We start from the raw sequence: 15,473 nt of genomic DNA, 5'->3' as shown, positions 1-15,473 counted from the left end.
CCGCCCACCCCGTCCACCCCGGACGGCCCCGGCGACCCCTCCGGCGAAGACCCGCCCGTACCGGAGCCCCCCGACTGACGCTCAGGCCTAGCGGTCGAAAAGGGCCTGGAGGTACCCCTCCAGGCGTTGGGCCAGGACAGGGGGAGTCAGATCGGCCCGGCCCAGTTCGCGCCAGGGGACGGCGACCTTCTCCGCGTCCGGGGCGAAGCCCAGCGCGTCCAGGAGGCGCCAGTACAGGTGGGCGCGGTCGTCGTCCGCCAGGGTCCCTCCCGCGGCGGTGTAGTGATCGGGGAAGGCCATGCCCGCGGGGATCCCGTGCAGCAGGGCGAGGGCGGTCGAGCAGTGCGCCACGTCCAAGTCGGCGGCTCCCCAGGAGGTCTCCACCCAGTCGACGACACCACTGATCCGAAGGTCGTCACCGCTGCCCGCGAAGAGCACGTTCCCGGGATGGAAGTCGCGGTGCAGGAAGCAGCCCCGGTAGGCCGGGGGGTCGCGGCGGATGACGTCGACGGCCCGCTGCCAGAGCCCGGGCCGCTCGGTGGCCGCGGGCGGACGCACTCGCTCCGGAGAGGTCCAGGCCTGGTAGGGGCGGGGCCGGTCCCGCGCGGTCACCGCCAGCCCGTGGATCCCCACCAACTGCCGGGCCAGCAGCGCGGCGCGGCCGTCGACGCCCTGATCGCCGAGGCGCACGGTCCCCGGCAGCAGGGACATCAGCAGGGAGGGGTGGTCGCAGGACCGGGCCGCCGCGTCCACGGCCGCGAGCGTGGCCGCGGGCACGTCCGTGTCGCCGAGCAGACGCAGGACCGTCGCCTCACGGGTCAGCAGGCCCTCCGCGTGACGGACGTAGAAGGGCTTGACGAAGGACCGCAGGACGAGTGAGCGCGGACCCCGCGGACCGCGGAGGTCCAGCCGGCGCATCTCCGAGGTCCAGCCGCCGCGCAGGCGCACCACGTTCTCGATGCGTTCCTCCCCGGACAGCCCCTTCTCCACCCAGGAGCGAGTGGCGGCCCAGCCCTCACCGTCACGATCCGCGCCGATGCCTGCGGCCCCCTCACCCGAACCCATGGACGCAGCCTATCCAGCTCCCGGCGGCTCCGACCGGGGGTGAAGCCCACCGGTGACCCTCCGGTCGACCGACGAGGCGGCCGTGAGGCACATCGAGGGGTCGTGGACACCGCCCTGCGCCGCTGCTCTGTACCCCCGCCGGGGTGGAATCCGCCGCGCCGGGTGTGTGAGGGCGCACACGAGGGGCAGGCGGCTGACACGAGGGTTGCCGTGGTCGAGGGAAGCGGCGCCCGTGACCCGAGGAGCACGTGAGATGAGTGAGCAGAAGAAGCAGCACAAGGTGACGACCCCGCCCTCCGAGGCCCCCGGCGAGAGCGGCGACCCCGAGGCGCGCCGGGAGGCCGAGGAAGCCGTCGTCCCCGGCACCGGAGACGGCGAGGCGGGTGACGCGCTGACCCCCAACACCGACGCCCAGAAGCGCGCGGCCGAGCGGGACCGGTCCGGGAGCAGCTGAAACCCGTACCGCCGCCGCTCCGGGGACCAGGGAGAGGAACGAGGAGATGGATCAGGACGCCGCGGGCGCCGGGGCGCGGGACGGCGCCGCCGGGCCGGTGCGCACAGCGGTCGAGGGGGCGGGACACCTCGTCGAGGACGTGGTACCGGCCCTGGTACGCAGAAGAGCGGACCCCGGTATCGCCGGAACGGTTCCGGTCCGGCTCCTGGCCGCGGCCGGGGCGGCGGCCGTGACCGGGGTGGTCACGGCCGCCGTGCTGCGCCGCCGGGCGGCCCGCCGCTGAACGGGCCGCCGCTGAACGGGCCCCGCCGACCTCAGGCGCGGGCCCGTAGCGCTGCCGTATGGGCGCGGACCTCGGCGGGGGTGAGATAGGTGTCCGTGAACTCGAACTCCCTCAGCGTGGGCGGCCCGCCCGCCCGGTAGCCGGTCCGTACGTAGTCGTCCCCGGCCACGGCGTTGAGCAGCCAGTTCGTCAGGACGCGGGCCTTGGCGACGTTCGTACGCAGCGCCCCCCAGTGGTAGCCGCGGGCCACGGCCTGCGCGGGCAGGCCCCGCAGCGCAATGCCCAGGGGCGCGGACACGGCGTCGGTGCCCCCGAGGTCCACCACCAGTCCCAAGTCCTTGTGGACGTACGGTTCCAGCGGCCGGCCGCGGAGCGCCGCGATCAGATTGTCCGCGAGCCTGCGCCCCTGCCGCAGGGCGTGCTGGGCGGTCGGCGGGCAGATGGCGCCCGGTCGGCCCGACGCGAGGTCGGGGACGGCCGCCGCGTCCCCCAGCGCGAAGACGCCATCGGCTTCCGGCATCCGCAAGTCGGGGCCCACCACGAGCCTGCCGTGGTCGGTCTCCGCCTCCAGCGTGTTCACCAGCGGACTGGCCGCCACCCCGGCCGTCCAGATGAGGGTCCGGGTGGGCAGCACCCTCCCGTCGGTCAGCGTCACCTCGGTGGCGGTGGCCTTCGCCACGCTCACGCCGAGGGAGATCTCGATCCCGCGCCGGGTCAGGATGCGCTGGGCCGTCTCCCCGAGCGGGCCGCCGAGTTCGGGCATCAGCGCGGTGGCGAGGTCGACGAGGTGCCAGCGGATCTGGCCGGGGTCCAGCCGCGGGTAGCGCTTGACGGCGTGGTGGGTGAGCCGCTGGAGGCAGGCCGCGGTCTCGGTACCGGCGTACCCGGCCCCGACGACGACGAAGCGCAGCCGCGCCGCCCGCTCCTCCTCGTCCTCGCTGGCATCGGCGAGGTCGAGCTGCGCGATGATGTGGTCGCGCAGGTAGGTGGCCTCGGGAAGGGTCTTCATCCCGCGGGCGTGCTCGGTCAGGCCGGGGATGTCGTAGCTGCGCGTGATACTGCCGGGGGCCAGCACGAGATGGTCGTACGAGGCCTCCGTCAGCTCGCCCGTGATCTTGCGGATGACACAGACCTTCGCCCGGGTGTCCACCCCGATGGCCGCGCCGGGCACGATCCGGGTGCGGTAGCGCCGGCTGCGGCGCAGGGAGACGGCGATCGACTGCGGGGTCAGCACCCCGGAGGCGACCTGCGGCAGGAGCGGCAGGTACAGCTGGTAGGAGGTCGGCGTGACCAGCACCAACTCCGCTTCGGCCGGTGCCAGTCGGCGCTCCAGGCGCCGGACGCACTCCACCCCTCCGAAGCCCGCCCCCACTACGAGAATCCTGGGTCGCCCCATGGTGTCCGTCCTTTCCGGGATGACAGATGTCCGGCGTCTGCCCCCTGGGGACCGCTCTGCACGTGTGCGCGCGCACGAGATCCGGACAGCCGTCCCGACAGCCTCATGGATCCCTCAACTCCCGTGCCCCAAAGAGGATGTGAGCGATCCGGGTCGAGGTCCGGCCGGGGCGCTGTACGGTGACGTCAGTTGTACCGAACATGTCGTCAACTCACCTGATCCGCCCCGGTTTCCGCTGTATCCGGCAGAAAGGAACCACGTGAGCACCCACACCCAGCCCGTCGAGGCCCCGGACGAATTCAGTACCAAGCACTTCTCGGAGAGCAACGGCACGCTCCTCTACAAGAAGGTCGTGGTCTTCGGGACGGTCAAGGGAACCCGGCAGCAGCTCCTCGTCGGCACGGCCGGCCGGCTCTACGTCGCCAGCCCCGACCATTCGCTGAAGTGCTGGGTGCAGAAGCCGGGCGGCGGCGACGCGACGGCCCAGCAGATCTTCGGCGTGCTCGCCGACGAAGAGGCGGGCGGCTACACGGCCCTGCGCGCGCAGGACGTCAGCGACTGGGAGCATTCCTACGGCGGCGACCTCACCCGGGCCCAGGGCCTGATCACGGCGATCGCGAAGAGTGCGGCGTTCGGGTCGATCACCTGGATCCCCTCGTACTGCACCGCGGGATGGGTGGCCTCCCTGATGCCGACCCTCAGCGCGCTGGGCACGGTCGCCGTGCCCGGCGGATCCGCCGTGATCGGACAGAACGTCCACTCCTCGGTCGCACTGGGGAGCGCTTGGCTCAAGGACGTCGACGGCGACTGCAAGCAGGCGGATTTCCCCCCGGAGTGGACGGCCTCGGTCACCACGACGCTGTGCCCCAGGGCCGTGGCCCACAAGGACCTCGCGAACATCACGATCCTCTGTGACCTCCTGAAGGCTGCCGGATTCAAGCCCTCGCGGAAGGCCGATCTCCAGGCCCGGATCCGCTTCGTCCTCACCAACCACCCGGAACACGAGAAGACGTTGCGCGCGCTGCCCAACATCGTGAAGTACTACTCCGGCCTCTTCTGATCCGGTGAGCGCGTACGCCCTCCCGCCGACGGGAGGGCGTACGCGCGCCGGTAGCAGACGAGACGGCGGGCCCGGGCGTTGCGGATCGAGGTGCGCCCCGACGGCGCCGATGCCTACGCAGCATCGGGCGGCCCGTCGGTGAGCAGGCCCTCGCGCAGCCCGTTCAGTACGCGGCTGAGCAGCCGGGACACGTGCATCTGGGAGAGGCCGAGGCGGGCGCCGATCTCCGACTGGGTGAGTTCCGCGCCGAAGCGCAGGGACAGGATGGTCCGCTCCCGCTCGGGCAGGCGCGCGATCAGGGGCTTCAGCGATTCGAGGCTCTCGACCGTCTCGAAGGCGGGCTCCTCGGCCCCGAGGTGCCGGGTCTGCCTGCCGGGCCCGTCGTCCTCGCCCGCCGCGGGGAGGTCGAGCGAGCGGGTCGTGAACCCGTTGGCGGCCAGGCGGCCCTCGCGGACCTCTTCCTCGGTGATGTCCAGACCCTCCGCGAGTTCCGCCGTGGTGGGCGGACGGCCCAGTTCCTGTTCCAGGGCGTCGCCCTCCTTGGCCAGGTCGATGCGCAGCTCCTGCAGGCGCCGGGGGACCCGTACCGCCCAGGTCGCGTCCCGGAAGTACCGCTTGATCTCGCCGAGCACCGTCGGCAGGGCGAAGGTCATGAACTCGACACCGCGGTCGGGGTCGAACCGGTTGATCGCCTTGATCAGTCCGACCGTCCCCACCTGGACGATGTCCTCGCGCGGCTCGCTGGAGTGCCGGAAGCGGCCGGCGGCGTACTTGACCAGGCTGAGGTTGAGCTCGACCAAGGTGTTGCGGACGTACGAGTACGCCGGGGTGCCTTCCTCCAGCTCGCGCAGGCGCCGGAAGAGGGTCACCGACAGGGTGCGCGCCTCGGCGGTGCTCACGGACAGGGGGTCCGTGATGGCGATGGCCTCGGCCACGTCCTGCGGGAGGGGGGAGGCGGTGTGTGTCGACATGACGCTCCTTGTGGGAGGCCCCTCAAGCCGGATACCCGCTGACCGGCGGGTTTATTCAGAGATGTCCCGTATGTCGCTTCCTGGCGCGTGCGCCACAGTGGTGGACGGTCTCACTGCTGTCCGCGCCGGGGATCCTCGCCATCCGCCCTTCCGGGAGGTGGCCGTACGCGCTCGGCCCGGGCGGCGGCGGCCGCTGTCGCGGCGCTCTACTCCGGGCGGCTCGGCCCGTCTCCGTCCAGGAAGAACGGCAGCGTGCCGGTCAGCTCCAGCAGGCGGGCCACCTGATCGCTCATCCCGCGGACTCGCAGCCGCCGGTCGCGGCCCACGCCCGCCGCGAGGCGGGCCCGGAGCAGGACGTTGAGCCCGGAGCAGTCGCAGAAGGTGACGCCGGAGAGGTCGAGCACCACGCAGGGACTGGACCCGAGGGCGGAGAGCAGGGCATCGCGTACGTCCGGCGCGCGGTCGTAGTCGATCTCCCCGGTGAGGACGACCACGGTGGCACCGCCGCCGTCGATCTCCGAGACGGCGGTCAGGTGTGGGTCGGTGCCCGTGTCCACCATGACGGCGGGCTCCGTGCGTTCCTGAGCGGAGGACATGTCCAGCTCCCTTGGCACATCCGGATCGCTGTTTCCCTCCGATCGTGCGCTGCCTTCCGTCGTACGTCAATAATTGCCGGAAAAATATCTCGCGTGTTTTCTCACCTGAATGTCAGGGCGTGTCAGCTGCCTGTGGCCGGTCGGACAGAGCCCGCTCCGGTCATGGGCGAGTCGTGGCTGCCGCGCACGGCGACCACGGGAACAGGCAGCCGGGCCGCCTCCCCGCAACCACGACCGGTGCATCCCGCGCCGTGGAATCACGCCCCCGTGCGGCCGGTCCCCGCGAGGCATGCCGCCCATCCGCCCGGCCGGGGCGGCGCGCGGCCCTCCGGGTGATTCCGGGCGTCCCCCGCTGGTGGGAGAAGGTGGGACGCGTGGTGGGGTTGGTACGGGGTAGCCGCGTGGTGATCGCTGATCACGCATGGAGGTGCTGAATGTCGTCACTCGCCCTTGGATCCCCGGACACGCGCGCAGGACTCGGCAGATTGTGGCGGCTCCCGGGGGTCTACGCCCCGGACCAGGACACGTGGCTGCTGGCCCAAGCCGTACGCGCCGAGATCGAACCCGGTATGAAAGTGCTCGACATCGGCACCGGAACCGGCGCCCTCGCCCTGTGCGCGGCGCGTCTCGGCGCCCGGGCGACGGCCGTCGACGTCTCGTGGCGCGCGGCCGCGTCGGTACGCCTCAACTCCGTACGGATGCGGCTGCCGGTCACCGTCCGCAAGGGCAGCGCGGAGGCCGCGGCGGCCCTGGGCCCCTTCGACCTCGTCATCAGCAACCCGCCCTACGTGCCCGCGCCCGAGGTACGGGTGCCGACGCGCGGGCCCGCCCGGTCCTGGGACGCGGGCCCCGACGGGCGGGAGGTCCTGGACCGGCTCTGCGCCTCCGCTCCCGGGCTGCTGAATCCGAACGGTGCGCTGCTGGTGGTCCAGTCGGCGATGTGCGGCACGGATACCACCCTGCGGCGGATGGCCGCGTCGGGGATGGAGCCCGCGGTGGTCGACCGGCTGCACGTCCCCTTCGGGCCGGTCATGCGCTCCCGGCTCGACTGGCTCCGGTCCCGGGGCCTCGTGGGCGCGGGGGAGAGCGATGAGGAACTGGTGGTGATCCGCGCCCGGATGCGGAGGCAGGAGGAGGCCGCGGCACCGGGCCGCGACCGCTCGGCCGCATGAAGGCAACACCGCGCCGTTCCGAGCGGCACGGGACAGGCCGTGACGCCCGTGGCGAGAGGCAGGCGGCATCAGCCGACGCCGGGTGCCGCTCCTGGACCGGCGCCTCGACCGGAAGCCGCGCGGCACGCGTCCCGGCCTCGGACCCGAACCCGTACTGAGGCTCGGTATGCCGACGAGCGCCGACACCCACGTGGTGGCGCGGGGGCGCCGGCGCGGTCCGCCCGCCCGTCAGAGCGGGACGCGGGTGTGGATGGTCTTACCGCCCTCGGGGGACGGACGGACCTCCACCGCGGAGGCGAGGTGGTTGACGAGGGTCCACCCCCAGCCGCCGTGGCCGTGCAGGTCAGGAGCGCGGGCGCGCGGGTGTTCGGGGCTGGTGTCCGTGACGTAGACGTGCACGGAGTCGGGGAGCAGGACGAGCTCCAGCGCGACGGGACCATCGGTGTGCCGCAGCGCGTTGGTGACGAGTTCCGTGACCAGGAGGAGCAGGACGTCCGGCACGGTCGGGGGGAGCGGCCGGTCCCGCCTCTCGGCCTCGGACACCAGGTGGTGGACGCGTTCGCGGGCGAGGGCGGCGGACCCCTCGCGCAGGGGAAGGGCGACGTACTCCCGCAGGGATGTGGTGACCATCGGCGCGGCCTCCTCGACCAGCGGCTGTAAGGGTTCCGGACTCATGCGCCTGCCCGCTGCACCGGCCGCCATGCGCGGGCCGCCGCCCGGAGCGGGAACGGGGAGGTGGACAGTGAGGTGGAGGCAGGCCGGGTGCTGGTCGTGACCCGGTGCATGGGCGGGGGAGGAGCGGGTAGCGGCGCCGCGTGGCACGCCACGACGCCGCACGGCCGCAAGACGTGGTCGTCGGGCGTCCCGCGCGCGAGGTGAAAGGAAGAGATCATGGCAGACCGTACGCAGGCCCAGGGCGACGAGGTGTACCAGCCGCAGGACGGGGACCAGCGGGCCGAGGAGCAGCCCGACCTGGAGAACGCGCTCGACGAGCCCGGTGTGGACCAGAGCCTGGACGAGGGGTACTCGCCTCCCGAGCGGCCGCTCGGAGTGACCCGTCACGGCACCACCGCGGCCGAGCGACGGGAGGGCGAATCCCTCGACGAGCGTCTCGCCCAGGAGACGCCGGAGGTCGGCGAGATCGCCGCGAAATCCATGCCGGTGGACGAGGGCGTGGGCCGACTGGCTCCGGTGGCGGGGAACCGTCCGGATCACGCCATCGACGTACTGGCCGTGGACGTCGGCGAGGACGGCGGCGGACAGTCGGCCGAGGAGGCGGCGATGCACGTGGTCGGGCGCAATGTGGCCCCTGCGCGGCCACCGGAGGAGACGCCCTGACCCCGCTCCGCGCGCCGGTCCCGCATCCTGGCGGGATCGGGCGACCGGTGCTTAAGCCGGGAGCAATGGGGCAGACGCGCCTGCGGAGGCACGAGTGCGGCGGTTCTCTCCTGACGCACCCCGCACACGCCGGCCCGAGTACCGGGCCGGCGCTCGTCCACACCAACCGAGAAGGAGGCCACCATGGCTGACAAGGGAGCTATGGACAAGGCGAAGGGCAAGGTCAAGGAAGCCACGGGCAAGGCCACCGGCAACGACCGGATGGCAGCCGAGGGCAAGATCGACCAGGCCAAGGGCAAGACCAAGGAGAGCATGGCGGACGCCAAGGACGCACTCCACGGGAAGCACCGCAAGGCCTGACTCCGACCCCTGACCACGCGCCACTGGGCTCCCCGGCCGATCGGCCGGGGAGCCCAGTGGCGCGTGGTCAGGGGCAGGTCCCCGGTCGCGCCGAGCACACCGGTGGCGGCGCCGAACGCCGCCCGCGCCGCGAGTGCGGCACGGGTGTGGGTCACGATGGCGGTGGGGCGCGGCGGTGGCCCTGCCCGGGCGTGGAAGTCCCATCGTGGAGTCCGAGCCTCCCGGCAAGGACCTCACGTGCCCTGTCGCTGACGCTCTGGCCCTGGACGAACGCACGGGCCCGCAGGCGTGCCGGTGCTTGCTGGGGACCGACCCCGAGATGAACCATGACCATGCCGGTGGCCTGGTGGACCTCCCCGCGGTCGCTCTCGGCGTCGTCCAGCCAGGACGGCCCACCGTCCTCCCCGGCGTCCCGCTCGTGCAGCGCCAGAAGCGCGGTGGTGATCGCGTCGGCGATCGGGAAGGCGAGGAGCTGGTCCTGCTGCGACAGCGGCCCCGGGCGCGCGCGATGGAGGTCGAGGGTCCCCACGGCCGTGGCGGGGGTGCCCAGGGGCAGGGAGAACACGGCCCGTACGCCCAGTTCGACGGCTTGATGCGCGAACATCGGCCCACGCCGTTCGTCCGTGCCGCGCGACAGGTCCCCCGCCAGGACCGGAGCCGCCAGCGCGAGAGCACCTCCGGATGGATGTATGCCTCTCCCGCCCCTTCCACGGCCCAGCCGCCTGGGTGCGGTGCGGTGCGCACCGCGCGGCGCGGGACGATCACTCGGCCAGGGCGATGGACGCGTGCACGCACTTGCCCCCGCCGCGCGTGGGCAGCACGGTGACGTCGCGGGCGACGTGCCGGACGAGGAGCCAGCCCCAGCCGCCGCTGCCGATCACGTGCGGCGGCCGGACCTCGGGCGGGTTCGGGCTGGTGTCCGTGACGTCGATGTCGAGGAGGCCTCCGTGCACGGCCAGGTCGAGGGTGCACGGGCCGTCGGTGTGGCGCACGGCGTTCGCGACGAGCTCCGTCACGATGAGCGCGGCGGCGTCCTCAGCGGCGGAGACAACCGCTTCGCCGTCGTCCATAGCGTCGTGCAGGAAATGGGAGGTCACGTCGCGGGCGTGGCCCGCGGCGCTCGGGTCGGGCGGCAGATCCAGGTGCCGCTGTGGCTGGTTCCTGTGCTCGTTCCTGTGCGGGGGATTCATCGGAAGGCTTCCGTATGAGTGCTTTCGCTCTCTCGTAAGGGACGCATGCCCGGTACGGGCGCCCGCTTACCGGGGCGGCCGCTGGACGCGCAGCTCGGGCCGGGCGGCTCAGTCATCGCCCCGGACGATGTTCCACTCGACGTTCCGGGCCCGCTCGGCCCCGTCGGGACCCTCGGGCTCGGCGCCCTGCCGGACGACGGCGCGGCGGCACGTACGCACGCGCTCCTCCGCCTCCACCTGATCGCCGATGGGCTGCGTATCCGTCTCTCCCGGTGTGCTCACGACGGAGCACCTCCTCTGGCCTTCTCGTCCGAGGGAGGCCGGTGCGGCGACCGCCCGGCTGGTTCCGGGTCGATCCGCAGCGGCTTCGTTCCCTGTCCCCTGCGCGTACCCGCCGGACGGTCACTCACGCACGCGTCCGTCGGTCCGTCCGGCGGGTGCCGGTGCGGGCCCCTCCGGCTCAGCCGCGGCCCCTGCTCAGCCGCGTCCCCTGCTCGGAGCGGTGGCGGCGAGGGGGAAGGGCCCGTCGTCGTCGGTTCCGTAGCCCCGGCCGAGTGCGCGCGCGAGTTCCGCCCGGGCGCGAAGGGTGCCGCAGAATTCCGCGATCGTTCCCTCGGGTGCGTCCTTCACGAGTCCGAGCTCCTCGGCGAGCTCGAGCAGGCGGCGGGGCTGTGGTCCCAGGCCGAGGATCAGCAGGCCGTCCGGGCGGTCACGCAAGCTGAGGACGAGCCGTAGCCCGTCGATGTCCATGAACGTCACGGCCGTCATGTCCAGCACTACGGCCGTACCGGCGGGCAGCGCGCGCAGGATCAGGTCGAGATCGGGCGTGACGTCCGCATCCATCTCGCCCGCGGCGATGATCAGCACCGTGTCGTCGACGGGAGTCGCGGTGGCGGAAAAGGAGGAGGTCATGGCGTGTCCCTTCACACCGGGGAGCTCGATCCGCCCTTCTGCACGACTGTGGCGCGACGGGTCCCGCGCCGAGGAGGACCCCTCCGTCATAAACCAGAGAGGCGAGGAAGTGCAAGCCCGCGCCCGGACCGGGAGACGGTTGGTGGAATACCACATAACAAACGATTACGCATGATATCTCCGGGCGAGGCAGGGTAGTCGAACGACATGACCACGGCGGCCGGGAGCCCGAGGAGGTGAGGGCGATGGAGGGGTCGGGTCTTTCCGACGGCGAACGCCAGGCTCTCCAGGAGATCGAGCGGGCCCTCTGTGCGGACCGGGGGCTGGACCGCAGGCTCAGCCGGATGGAACGCTACGGCGCGGCCTGGCGGCTGGGCCGGTGGCCGGGGGCGCTGGCGCTGTGCGCCGTGTGCACCTGGCTCTGCCTGCGGGCGGGCTCCCTCGGCGGCGCGGTGCTGTTCGCGGCGGCGGGCGCCTGGTGCGTCGGGTGCGTCACCGCGCTCGCCGTGCGGCGGGGCATGGCGGCGCGGTCCGCGCGCCGGGGCGGGGACCGCTGAGGCGACGGCCGGGCGGCCTCCGGGGCGACGTCCGTGTCCGGTACCGCGCGGCATCCGGGGCGACGCCGGTATCCGGTAGGGCACGGCATTCGGTACGGCGGTGGGAGCCCGCGGGCCGTACCGGCCGCCCGTCACCCGCCGGTCGGTCGCGTGGCCAGGAGCAGTTCCGCGTCCTTGGCCGCGGCGTGCGCGGTACGGCGGCCCATGAGCACGCACAGCGTGTACACCGCGTCGTCCACCTGGGCCCGCAGCGCCGGGTCGGTCGGCGCGAGGAGGAGGGCGCGCCGCAGGTCGCCCATCCGGGACAGCGTCTCGCCCGCCACCGCCAGGCTGGGCCGCATGCGCGGAGCGGCCGCCTCGGGCGCGATCCTGCTCTGCTGGATCGCCCTGCCCAGCGCCTCCTGCGCCGCCCCCGCGGGGCGGTGGCGGCCCGTGACCAGGGCGACGGCCGCCTGGGCCATCGCGCCCGCGTTGGTACCCGCCGCCAGGGCGGCCCGGTCCAGGATGTCCAGGGCCGTGCGCGCGTCGCACGGTACGAAGGCCATGAGGATGCCGGTCGCTCGCTCCAGCTCCGCGCGGCCGACGGGCCCGGGAAGCGGGTGCTCACTCCTCGGGGCCGACTCCGCGGCGGGAAGCCGTCTGGCGGGGGTCTCGGTCATGGGCTGGGCGCCTCCGCTGCTGTCTGGTTCCCTGAGTCTGCCCGAATTTTGCCCTGGTTTGCCCCGTTACGCTTGAGGGCGCGGCGTGTGGGCGACCGGATCGTGGCCGTCCTTCGGCTCCACGATGATCCGGACGAGGGTGGCGCGGGCGCGCAGGCTCGCGCGTACTGCGTCGACGGCAGGAGCGGCCTACGCGATCAGTGCTCGCCGAGGCGTACCGCCACGGCATGGCGGTCGGCGGATGGAGCGACGTCCCGGAGCTCCTCGACGCCGCGGGGATCGGGTCGGACCTGCCCGGCGTCATCGCGGGCGACAGCGCGTCGGCCGCCGTGGAGGCCGTCACCACGGCTCTGGCCGGTCACCGCGCCCGGGACCGGTTCCCGCCCGCGAGTGAACCCGGGCATGGCCGCGGCCAGGAAGGGCAAGCGTAGGGACATCTGACAGGGACACAACCGGGTGGCGAGATGCGTAGCGTAGGCGTGGAAGAAGAACTGCTGCTGGTGGACGCACGTGACGGTGCGCCCCTCGCCGTCTCGGGGGCGGTACTGGCCGCCGCCGACCGGGAGGCGTGGCAGCAGTCGGGCGGCAGCGGTGGGAAGACGCACGAGTTCGAGAAGGAACTCCACAAGGAGCAGCTGGAGTTCGCCACCAAACCGGTGACGGACCTGGGCGAGCTCCAGGCGGAGATCATCCGGATCCGGGGCGAGGCCGCCCGGCACGCGGCGGAGGCCGACGCGGTGGTGGCGGCCGTCGCGACGTCACCGCTGGCCGTGCGGCCCTCGCTGAGCGTGGGACCGCGGTACCAGTGGATGGGCGAGCAGTTCGGGCTGACGGCCCAGGAGCAGCTCACCTGCGGCTGCCACGTCCACGTGTCCGTCGACTCCGACGAGGAGGGCGTCGCCGTCCTGGACCGGATCCGCCCCTGGCTGGCCGTCCTGCTGGCGATGAGCGCGAACTCGCCCTTCTGGCAGGGCGAGGACAGCGGGTACGGGAGCTACCGCAGCCGGGTGTGGAACCGGTGGCCCTCGGCCGGTCCCGTCGACCTCTTCGGCTCGGCCGACCGCTACCACGAGCAGGTCGACGCCATGATCGGGACCGGGGTGCTGCGGGACGTGGGCATGATCTATTTCGATGCCCGCCTGTCGGCCTCGTATCCCACGGTCGAGGTCAGGGTCGCGGACGTCTGCCTGCACGCGACGACCCCCGTGCTGCTCGCGGCCCTCATCCGCGGCCTGGTCGAGACGGCGGCCCGCGCCTGGCGCGCCGGTGAGCCGCCGTCCCGGATCGGTACGGGCCTGCTCCGGCTCTCCTCCTGGCGCGCGGGCCGCTCGGGCCTGGACGGCCCCCTGCTGCATCCCGAGACGATGCGGGAGACCTCGGCCGCGCACGCCGTCGACGCCCTGTACCAGCACGTGCGCGAGGCCTTGGCCGACCACGGCGACGAGGAGCTGGTCCGCGAAGGGATCGCGCGCCTCCACGAGGAGGGCAACGGCGCCCGCGTCCAGCGGCAGCTGTTCCGGGACGGGGGAAGTCTCGCCCAGGTGATGACCCGGTGCGCCCGCATCACCAGCCAGGGCTGACGCCCGCATCACCAACCCAGGGCTGACGCCCGGGCCGCGGGCCGCCGGGGGAGGGGAGGCCCCCGGCGGCCCGCCGCGGTGGTGACGCCCGCACGCGACCCGAGGGGGGCGGGCTCGCATGACGCAGGAGGCGCCGGACCGGACGCCAGAGCCGTGGAGGACGGGAGAGGCGCGCCGGCCGCGAGACCGTACGGTCGGGGAGCGGCCGCGCTCAGGACGCGGGCGGGTAGGGGCCGCCCTTGAGGCGCCGGGCCAGGTGGGCGGTGTTGGCGGCGAGGGTGGCGGTGGTGCCCGCCGTGCTGTCGGGGGTCTTGTCGAGGTCCTGGTAGTCGGTGCCCTGCATGGCCTCGCCGACCCAGTACGTCACGGCGTTCGGGGCGAGGCTGAAACCGACGTCGTTGAGGCCCTGGAACAGGTCGGCGCTGACCTTGTGGGCGCCGTCCTCGTTGCCGACGACGCAGACCGCCGCGACCTTGCCGTAGGTGAGCATGCGCCCCTCGTCGTCGGTCTCGGAGATCTCCGCGTTCAGACGTTCCAGGACCCGCTGGGCGGTGCTGGCGGCGTGGCCCAGCCAGATCGGTGTCGACAGGACGAGGATGTCGGCGCCCATGATCGTGTCGCGGATCTCCGGCCACGCGTCGCCGTCGCCCATGTCGGTCTTCACCCCGGGCCGTACGTCGTGGTCGGCGATCCGGATGGTCTTTCCCGTGACCCCGTGCTCGGAGAGCGCGGCCATGGTCTGGTCCGCCAGCAGCTGGGAGCTGGACGGAGCGGGAGAAGGGGAGAGGGTGCAGACGAGCGCGACAGCGCGCAGCGGAGTGTTCTCTGTAGTGTCCATGGTCCCCGGCTACCCTCGCCGCCGCACTGTATCCGGGGTCCGGACGGGTGAGGGCCCGACGGGCCGCAGGGGCCCCGCACCCCCGGCGTCGCCCGGCGAGGGTGCGTGACGGCGGGTCGTCCGACGCGGTCGTGAGCGGCTACTGGTCGGCGCTGGGGACGGCGAGGGGGTCCCCCGGGGCACCCTTCTTGGCCTTTTCCATCCGCTCACCGAGTTCGACGAGGCGGTTGCGGCCCATCGCCTTGCGGACGTCGGGGAACCACTCCTTCTCCTCCTCCTCGACGTGGTGGCGGACGTTCTCCATGAGGACCGACATCTTGGCGTCGAAGCGTTCGTCGCTCGCGTCGAGACCCGTGAGCTCGGAGAGCATCCACAGCACGACGTGGTGCTCCTCGACGCTCTCCAGGACGTGGTCCTTGGTGTCGGGGGCGGCTTCCCGGGCGGCCGGGTAGAAGATCTTCTCCTCGATCCAGGTGTGGGTGGTGAGCTCCTCGATCACCTGGTCAACGATCTTCCGCTTCTCGGCGTGGGCGTCGTCGGCCGCCTTCTCGAATTGCTTGAACAGCTTCTCCACCGTCTTGTGGTCTTCCTTGAGCAGTACGATCCCGTCCACGGTTCCTCCTCCACATCGGCCCTGACCTACGGCTCGCGCCGTCCGGGGAACCCCCTACCCGCCGCGGCCCGCGTGCGGCACGCATCACCTGCTGGTTGGTCCGTAATGGCGACGCCGCTGAGCCGTACGCCGCGACCGATCCCCCGCGCGGAGTGCCCGAGTGCCCGCTCGTCCTCCCCGTCCGGCGTCGGCCCCACCCACATCCGCGGCCGTCGTACGCCAGGACGTCCAGCCGCGGCGCGTTGTCGACGGCCTGCCCGTAGGTCCGGGCGGACGCGCCGCAGGAGTGTTTCCGGTCATCCCGCCTAGATGAATGAGTCCAAGGGGTGTCGTTGCGGTCAGTGGTCGTAGGCGATCAGTGACCGCTTGACCGGCTGCCCAGTCTTGTCGTTGTGCCAGATCGCCGCCGTGAGTGCGAGGATCCGGCAC

At 72.8% G+C, this 15,473-nt stretch carries 21 protein-coding genes; 9 read left to right on the top strand and 12 right to left on the bottom strand.

Going from position 1 to position 15,473, the window contains the following annotated elements:
- Nucleotides 1-87: 87 nt before the first annotated feature.
- Nucleotides 88-1,065 (bottom strand): phosphotransferase family protein, encoded by a 978-nt coding sequence (locus tag QMF80_RS36490; protein ID WP_283461502.1) that lies wholly within the window; start codon nucleotides 1,063-1,065, stop codon nucleotides 88-90.
- A 253-nt stretch (nucleotides 1,066-1,318) separates the two neighbouring features.
- Between QMF80_RS36490 and QMF80_RS36485 the strand changes: the two genes are divergently transcribed.
- Complete coding sequence (locus QMF80_RS36485) at nucleotides 1,319-1,519, top strand: hypothetical protein (protein ID WP_283461500.1); 201 nt, start codon at nucleotides 1,319-1,321, stop codon at nucleotides 1,517-1,519.
- Between the two features lie 46 nt (nucleotides 1,520-1,565).
- Nucleotides 1,566-1,802 carry a hypothetical protein gene (locus QMF80_RS36480; protein WP_283461498.1) on the top strand — a complete coding sequence of 79 codons (237 nt, stop codon included), beginning with the start codon at nucleotides 1,566-1,568 and terminating at the stop codon, nucleotides 1,800-1,802.
- 31 nt (nucleotides 1,803-1,833) lie between these two features.
- Here the strand turns inward: QMF80_RS36480 and QMF80_RS36475 are convergent, their stop codons facing one another.
- The gene (locus QMF80_RS36475) at nucleotides 1,834-3,198 is read right to left on the bottom strand and encodes an NAD(P)/FAD-dependent oxidoreductase (protein ID WP_283461496.1); all 1,365 of its coding nucleotides are present in this window, start codon (nucleotides 3,196-3,198) and stop codon (nucleotides 1,834-1,836) included.
- Between the two features lie 259 nt (nucleotides 3,199-3,457).
- Between QMF80_RS36475 and QMF80_RS36470 the strand changes: the two genes are divergently transcribed.
- Entirely contained in the window at nucleotides 3,458-4,258 is an 801-nt protein-coding gene (locus QMF80_RS36470) for a hypothetical protein (RefSeq protein ID WP_283461495.1), read from the top strand.
- Nucleotides 4,259-4,371: 113 nt separating this feature from the next.
- On the opposite strand, the gene QMF80_RS36465 is transcribed toward QMF80_RS36470, so the two are convergent.
- On the bottom strand, nucleotides 4,372-5,229 hold the full coding sequence (locus QMF80_RS36465) for a SigB/SigF/SigG family RNA polymerase sigma factor (RefSeq protein ID WP_283461493.1): 858 nt from the start codon (nucleotides 5,227-5,229) through the stop codon (nucleotides 4,372-4,374).
- A 206-nt stretch (nucleotides 5,230-5,435) separates the two neighbouring features.
- Nucleotides 5,436-5,825 (bottom strand): STAS domain-containing protein, encoded by a 390-nt coding sequence (locus QMF80_RS36460; RefSeq protein WP_283461491.1) that lies wholly within the window; start codon nucleotides 5,823-5,825, stop codon nucleotides 5,436-5,438.
- A 434-nt stretch (nucleotides 5,826-6,259) separates the two neighbouring features.
- Between QMF80_RS36460 and QMF80_RS36455 the strand changes: the two genes are divergently transcribed.
- A complete protein-coding gene (locus QMF80_RS36455) occupies nucleotides 6,260-6,997 on the top strand; it encodes a methyltransferase (RefSeq protein WP_283461489.1) in 738 nt (245 codons plus the stop codon).
- A gap of 228 nt (nucleotides 6,998-7,225) precedes the next feature.
- Here the strand turns inward: QMF80_RS36455 and QMF80_RS36450 are convergent, their stop codons facing one another.
- On the bottom strand, nucleotides 7,226-7,627 hold the full coding sequence (locus QMF80_RS36450; RefSeq protein ID WP_283461488.1) for an ATP-binding protein: 402 nt from the start codon (nucleotides 7,625-7,627) through the stop codon (nucleotides 7,226-7,228).
- Between the two features lie 261 nt (nucleotides 7,628-7,888).
- Between QMF80_RS36450 and QMF80_RS36445 the strand changes: the two genes are divergently transcribed.
- Both QMF80_RS36445 and QMF80_RS36440 read left to right on the top strand, forming a co-directional pair.
- Nucleotides 7,889-8,335, top strand: coding sequence for a DUF5709 domain-containing protein (locus QMF80_RS36445; RefSeq protein ID WP_283461486.1), 447 nt, complete (start codon nucleotides 7,889-7,891; stop codon nucleotides 8,333-8,335).
- Between the two features lie 183 nt (nucleotides 8,336-8,518).
- A complete protein-coding gene (locus QMF80_RS36440; RefSeq protein ID WP_283461484.1) occupies nucleotides 8,519-8,695 on the top strand; it encodes a CsbD family protein in 177 nt (58 codons plus the stop codon).
- A gap of 151 nt (nucleotides 8,696-8,846) precedes the next feature.
- Here the strand turns inward: QMF80_RS36440 and QMF80_RS36435 are convergent, their stop codons facing one another.
- The 4 genes from QMF80_RS36435 to QMF80_RS36420 form a co-directional block, all read right to left on the bottom strand.
- On the bottom strand, nucleotides 8,847-9,299 hold the full coding sequence (locus QMF80_RS36435) for an ANTAR domain-containing protein (protein ID WP_283461482.1): 453 nt from the start codon (nucleotides 9,297-9,299) through the stop codon (nucleotides 8,847-8,849).
- A 157-nt stretch (nucleotides 9,300-9,456) separates the two neighbouring features.
- A complete protein-coding gene (locus tag QMF80_RS36430) occupies nucleotides 9,457-9,792 on the bottom strand; it encodes an ATP-binding protein (RefSeq protein WP_283461480.1) in 336 nt (111 codons plus the stop codon).
- 201 nt (nucleotides 9,793-9,993) lie between these two features.
- Nucleotides 9,994-10,167, bottom strand: coding sequence for a hypothetical protein (locus tag QMF80_RS36425; RefSeq protein ID WP_283461478.1), 174 nt, complete (start codon nucleotides 10,165-10,167; stop codon nucleotides 9,994-9,996).
- A gap of 195 nt (nucleotides 10,168-10,362) precedes the next feature.
- Nucleotides 10,363-10,797: an STAS domain-containing protein gene (locus QMF80_RS36420; RefSeq protein ID WP_283461477.1), complete on the bottom strand. Its 435-nt coding sequence runs from the start codon at nucleotides 10,795-10,797 to the stop codon at nucleotides 10,363-10,365.
- A 245-nt stretch (nucleotides 10,798-11,042) separates the two neighbouring features.
- Between QMF80_RS36420 and QMF80_RS36415 the strand changes: the two genes are divergently transcribed.
- The gene (locus QMF80_RS36415) at nucleotides 11,043-11,354 is read left to right on the top strand and encodes a DUF3040 domain-containing protein (protein WP_283461475.1); all 312 of its coding nucleotides are present in this window, start codon (nucleotides 11,043-11,045) and stop codon (nucleotides 11,352-11,354) included.
- 131 nt (nucleotides 11,355-11,485) lie between these two features.
- On the opposite strand, the gene QMF80_RS36410 is transcribed toward QMF80_RS36415, so the two are convergent.
- Complete coding sequence (locus QMF80_RS36410) at nucleotides 11,486-12,013, bottom strand: DUF5133 domain-containing protein (RefSeq protein WP_283461473.1); 528 nt, start codon at nucleotides 12,011-12,013, stop codon at nucleotides 11,486-11,488.
- A gap of 167 nt (nucleotides 12,014-12,180) precedes the next feature.
- Between QMF80_RS36410 and QMF80_RS36405 the strand changes: the two genes are divergently transcribed.
- Nucleotides 12,181-12,444, top strand: a complete 264-nt coding sequence (locus QMF80_RS36405) for a hypothetical protein (RefSeq protein ID WP_283461504.1) — start codon at nucleotides 12,181-12,183, stop codon at nucleotides 12,442-12,444.
- A gap of 33 nt (nucleotides 12,445-12,477) precedes the next feature.
- Nucleotides 12,478-13,593, top strand: coding sequence for a glutamate--cysteine ligase (locus QMF80_RS36400; protein WP_283461472.1), 1,116 nt, complete (start codon nucleotides 12,478-12,480; stop codon nucleotides 13,591-13,593).
- Between the two features lie 211 nt (nucleotides 13,594-13,804).
- Here the strand turns inward: QMF80_RS36400 and QMF80_RS36395 are convergent, their stop codons facing one another.
- Together QMF80_RS36395 and QMF80_RS36390 are read right to left on the bottom strand one after the other, a co-directional pair.
- A complete protein-coding gene (locus tag QMF80_RS36395; protein ID WP_283461470.1) occupies nucleotides 13,805-14,431 on the bottom strand; it encodes a flavodoxin family protein in 627 nt (208 codons plus the stop codon).
- 139 nt (nucleotides 14,432-14,570) lie between these two features.
- Nucleotides 14,571-15,044: a hemerythrin domain-containing protein gene (locus tag QMF80_RS36390; RefSeq protein ID WP_283461468.1), complete on the bottom strand. Its 474-nt coding sequence runs from the start codon at nucleotides 15,042-15,044 to the stop codon at nucleotides 14,571-14,573.
- Between the last annotated feature and the right edge of the window lie 429 nt (nucleotides 15,045-15,473).

The sequence above is a fragment of the Streptomyces sp. G-G2 genome (genome assembly GCF_030063135.1).
GTDB lineage: Bacteria > Actinomycetota > Actinomycetes > Streptomycetales > Streptomycetaceae > Streptomyces.
The sequence above is the reverse complement of the archived record's forward strand: the minus strand, read 5'-3'. Positions and strand labels throughout refer to the sequence as shown.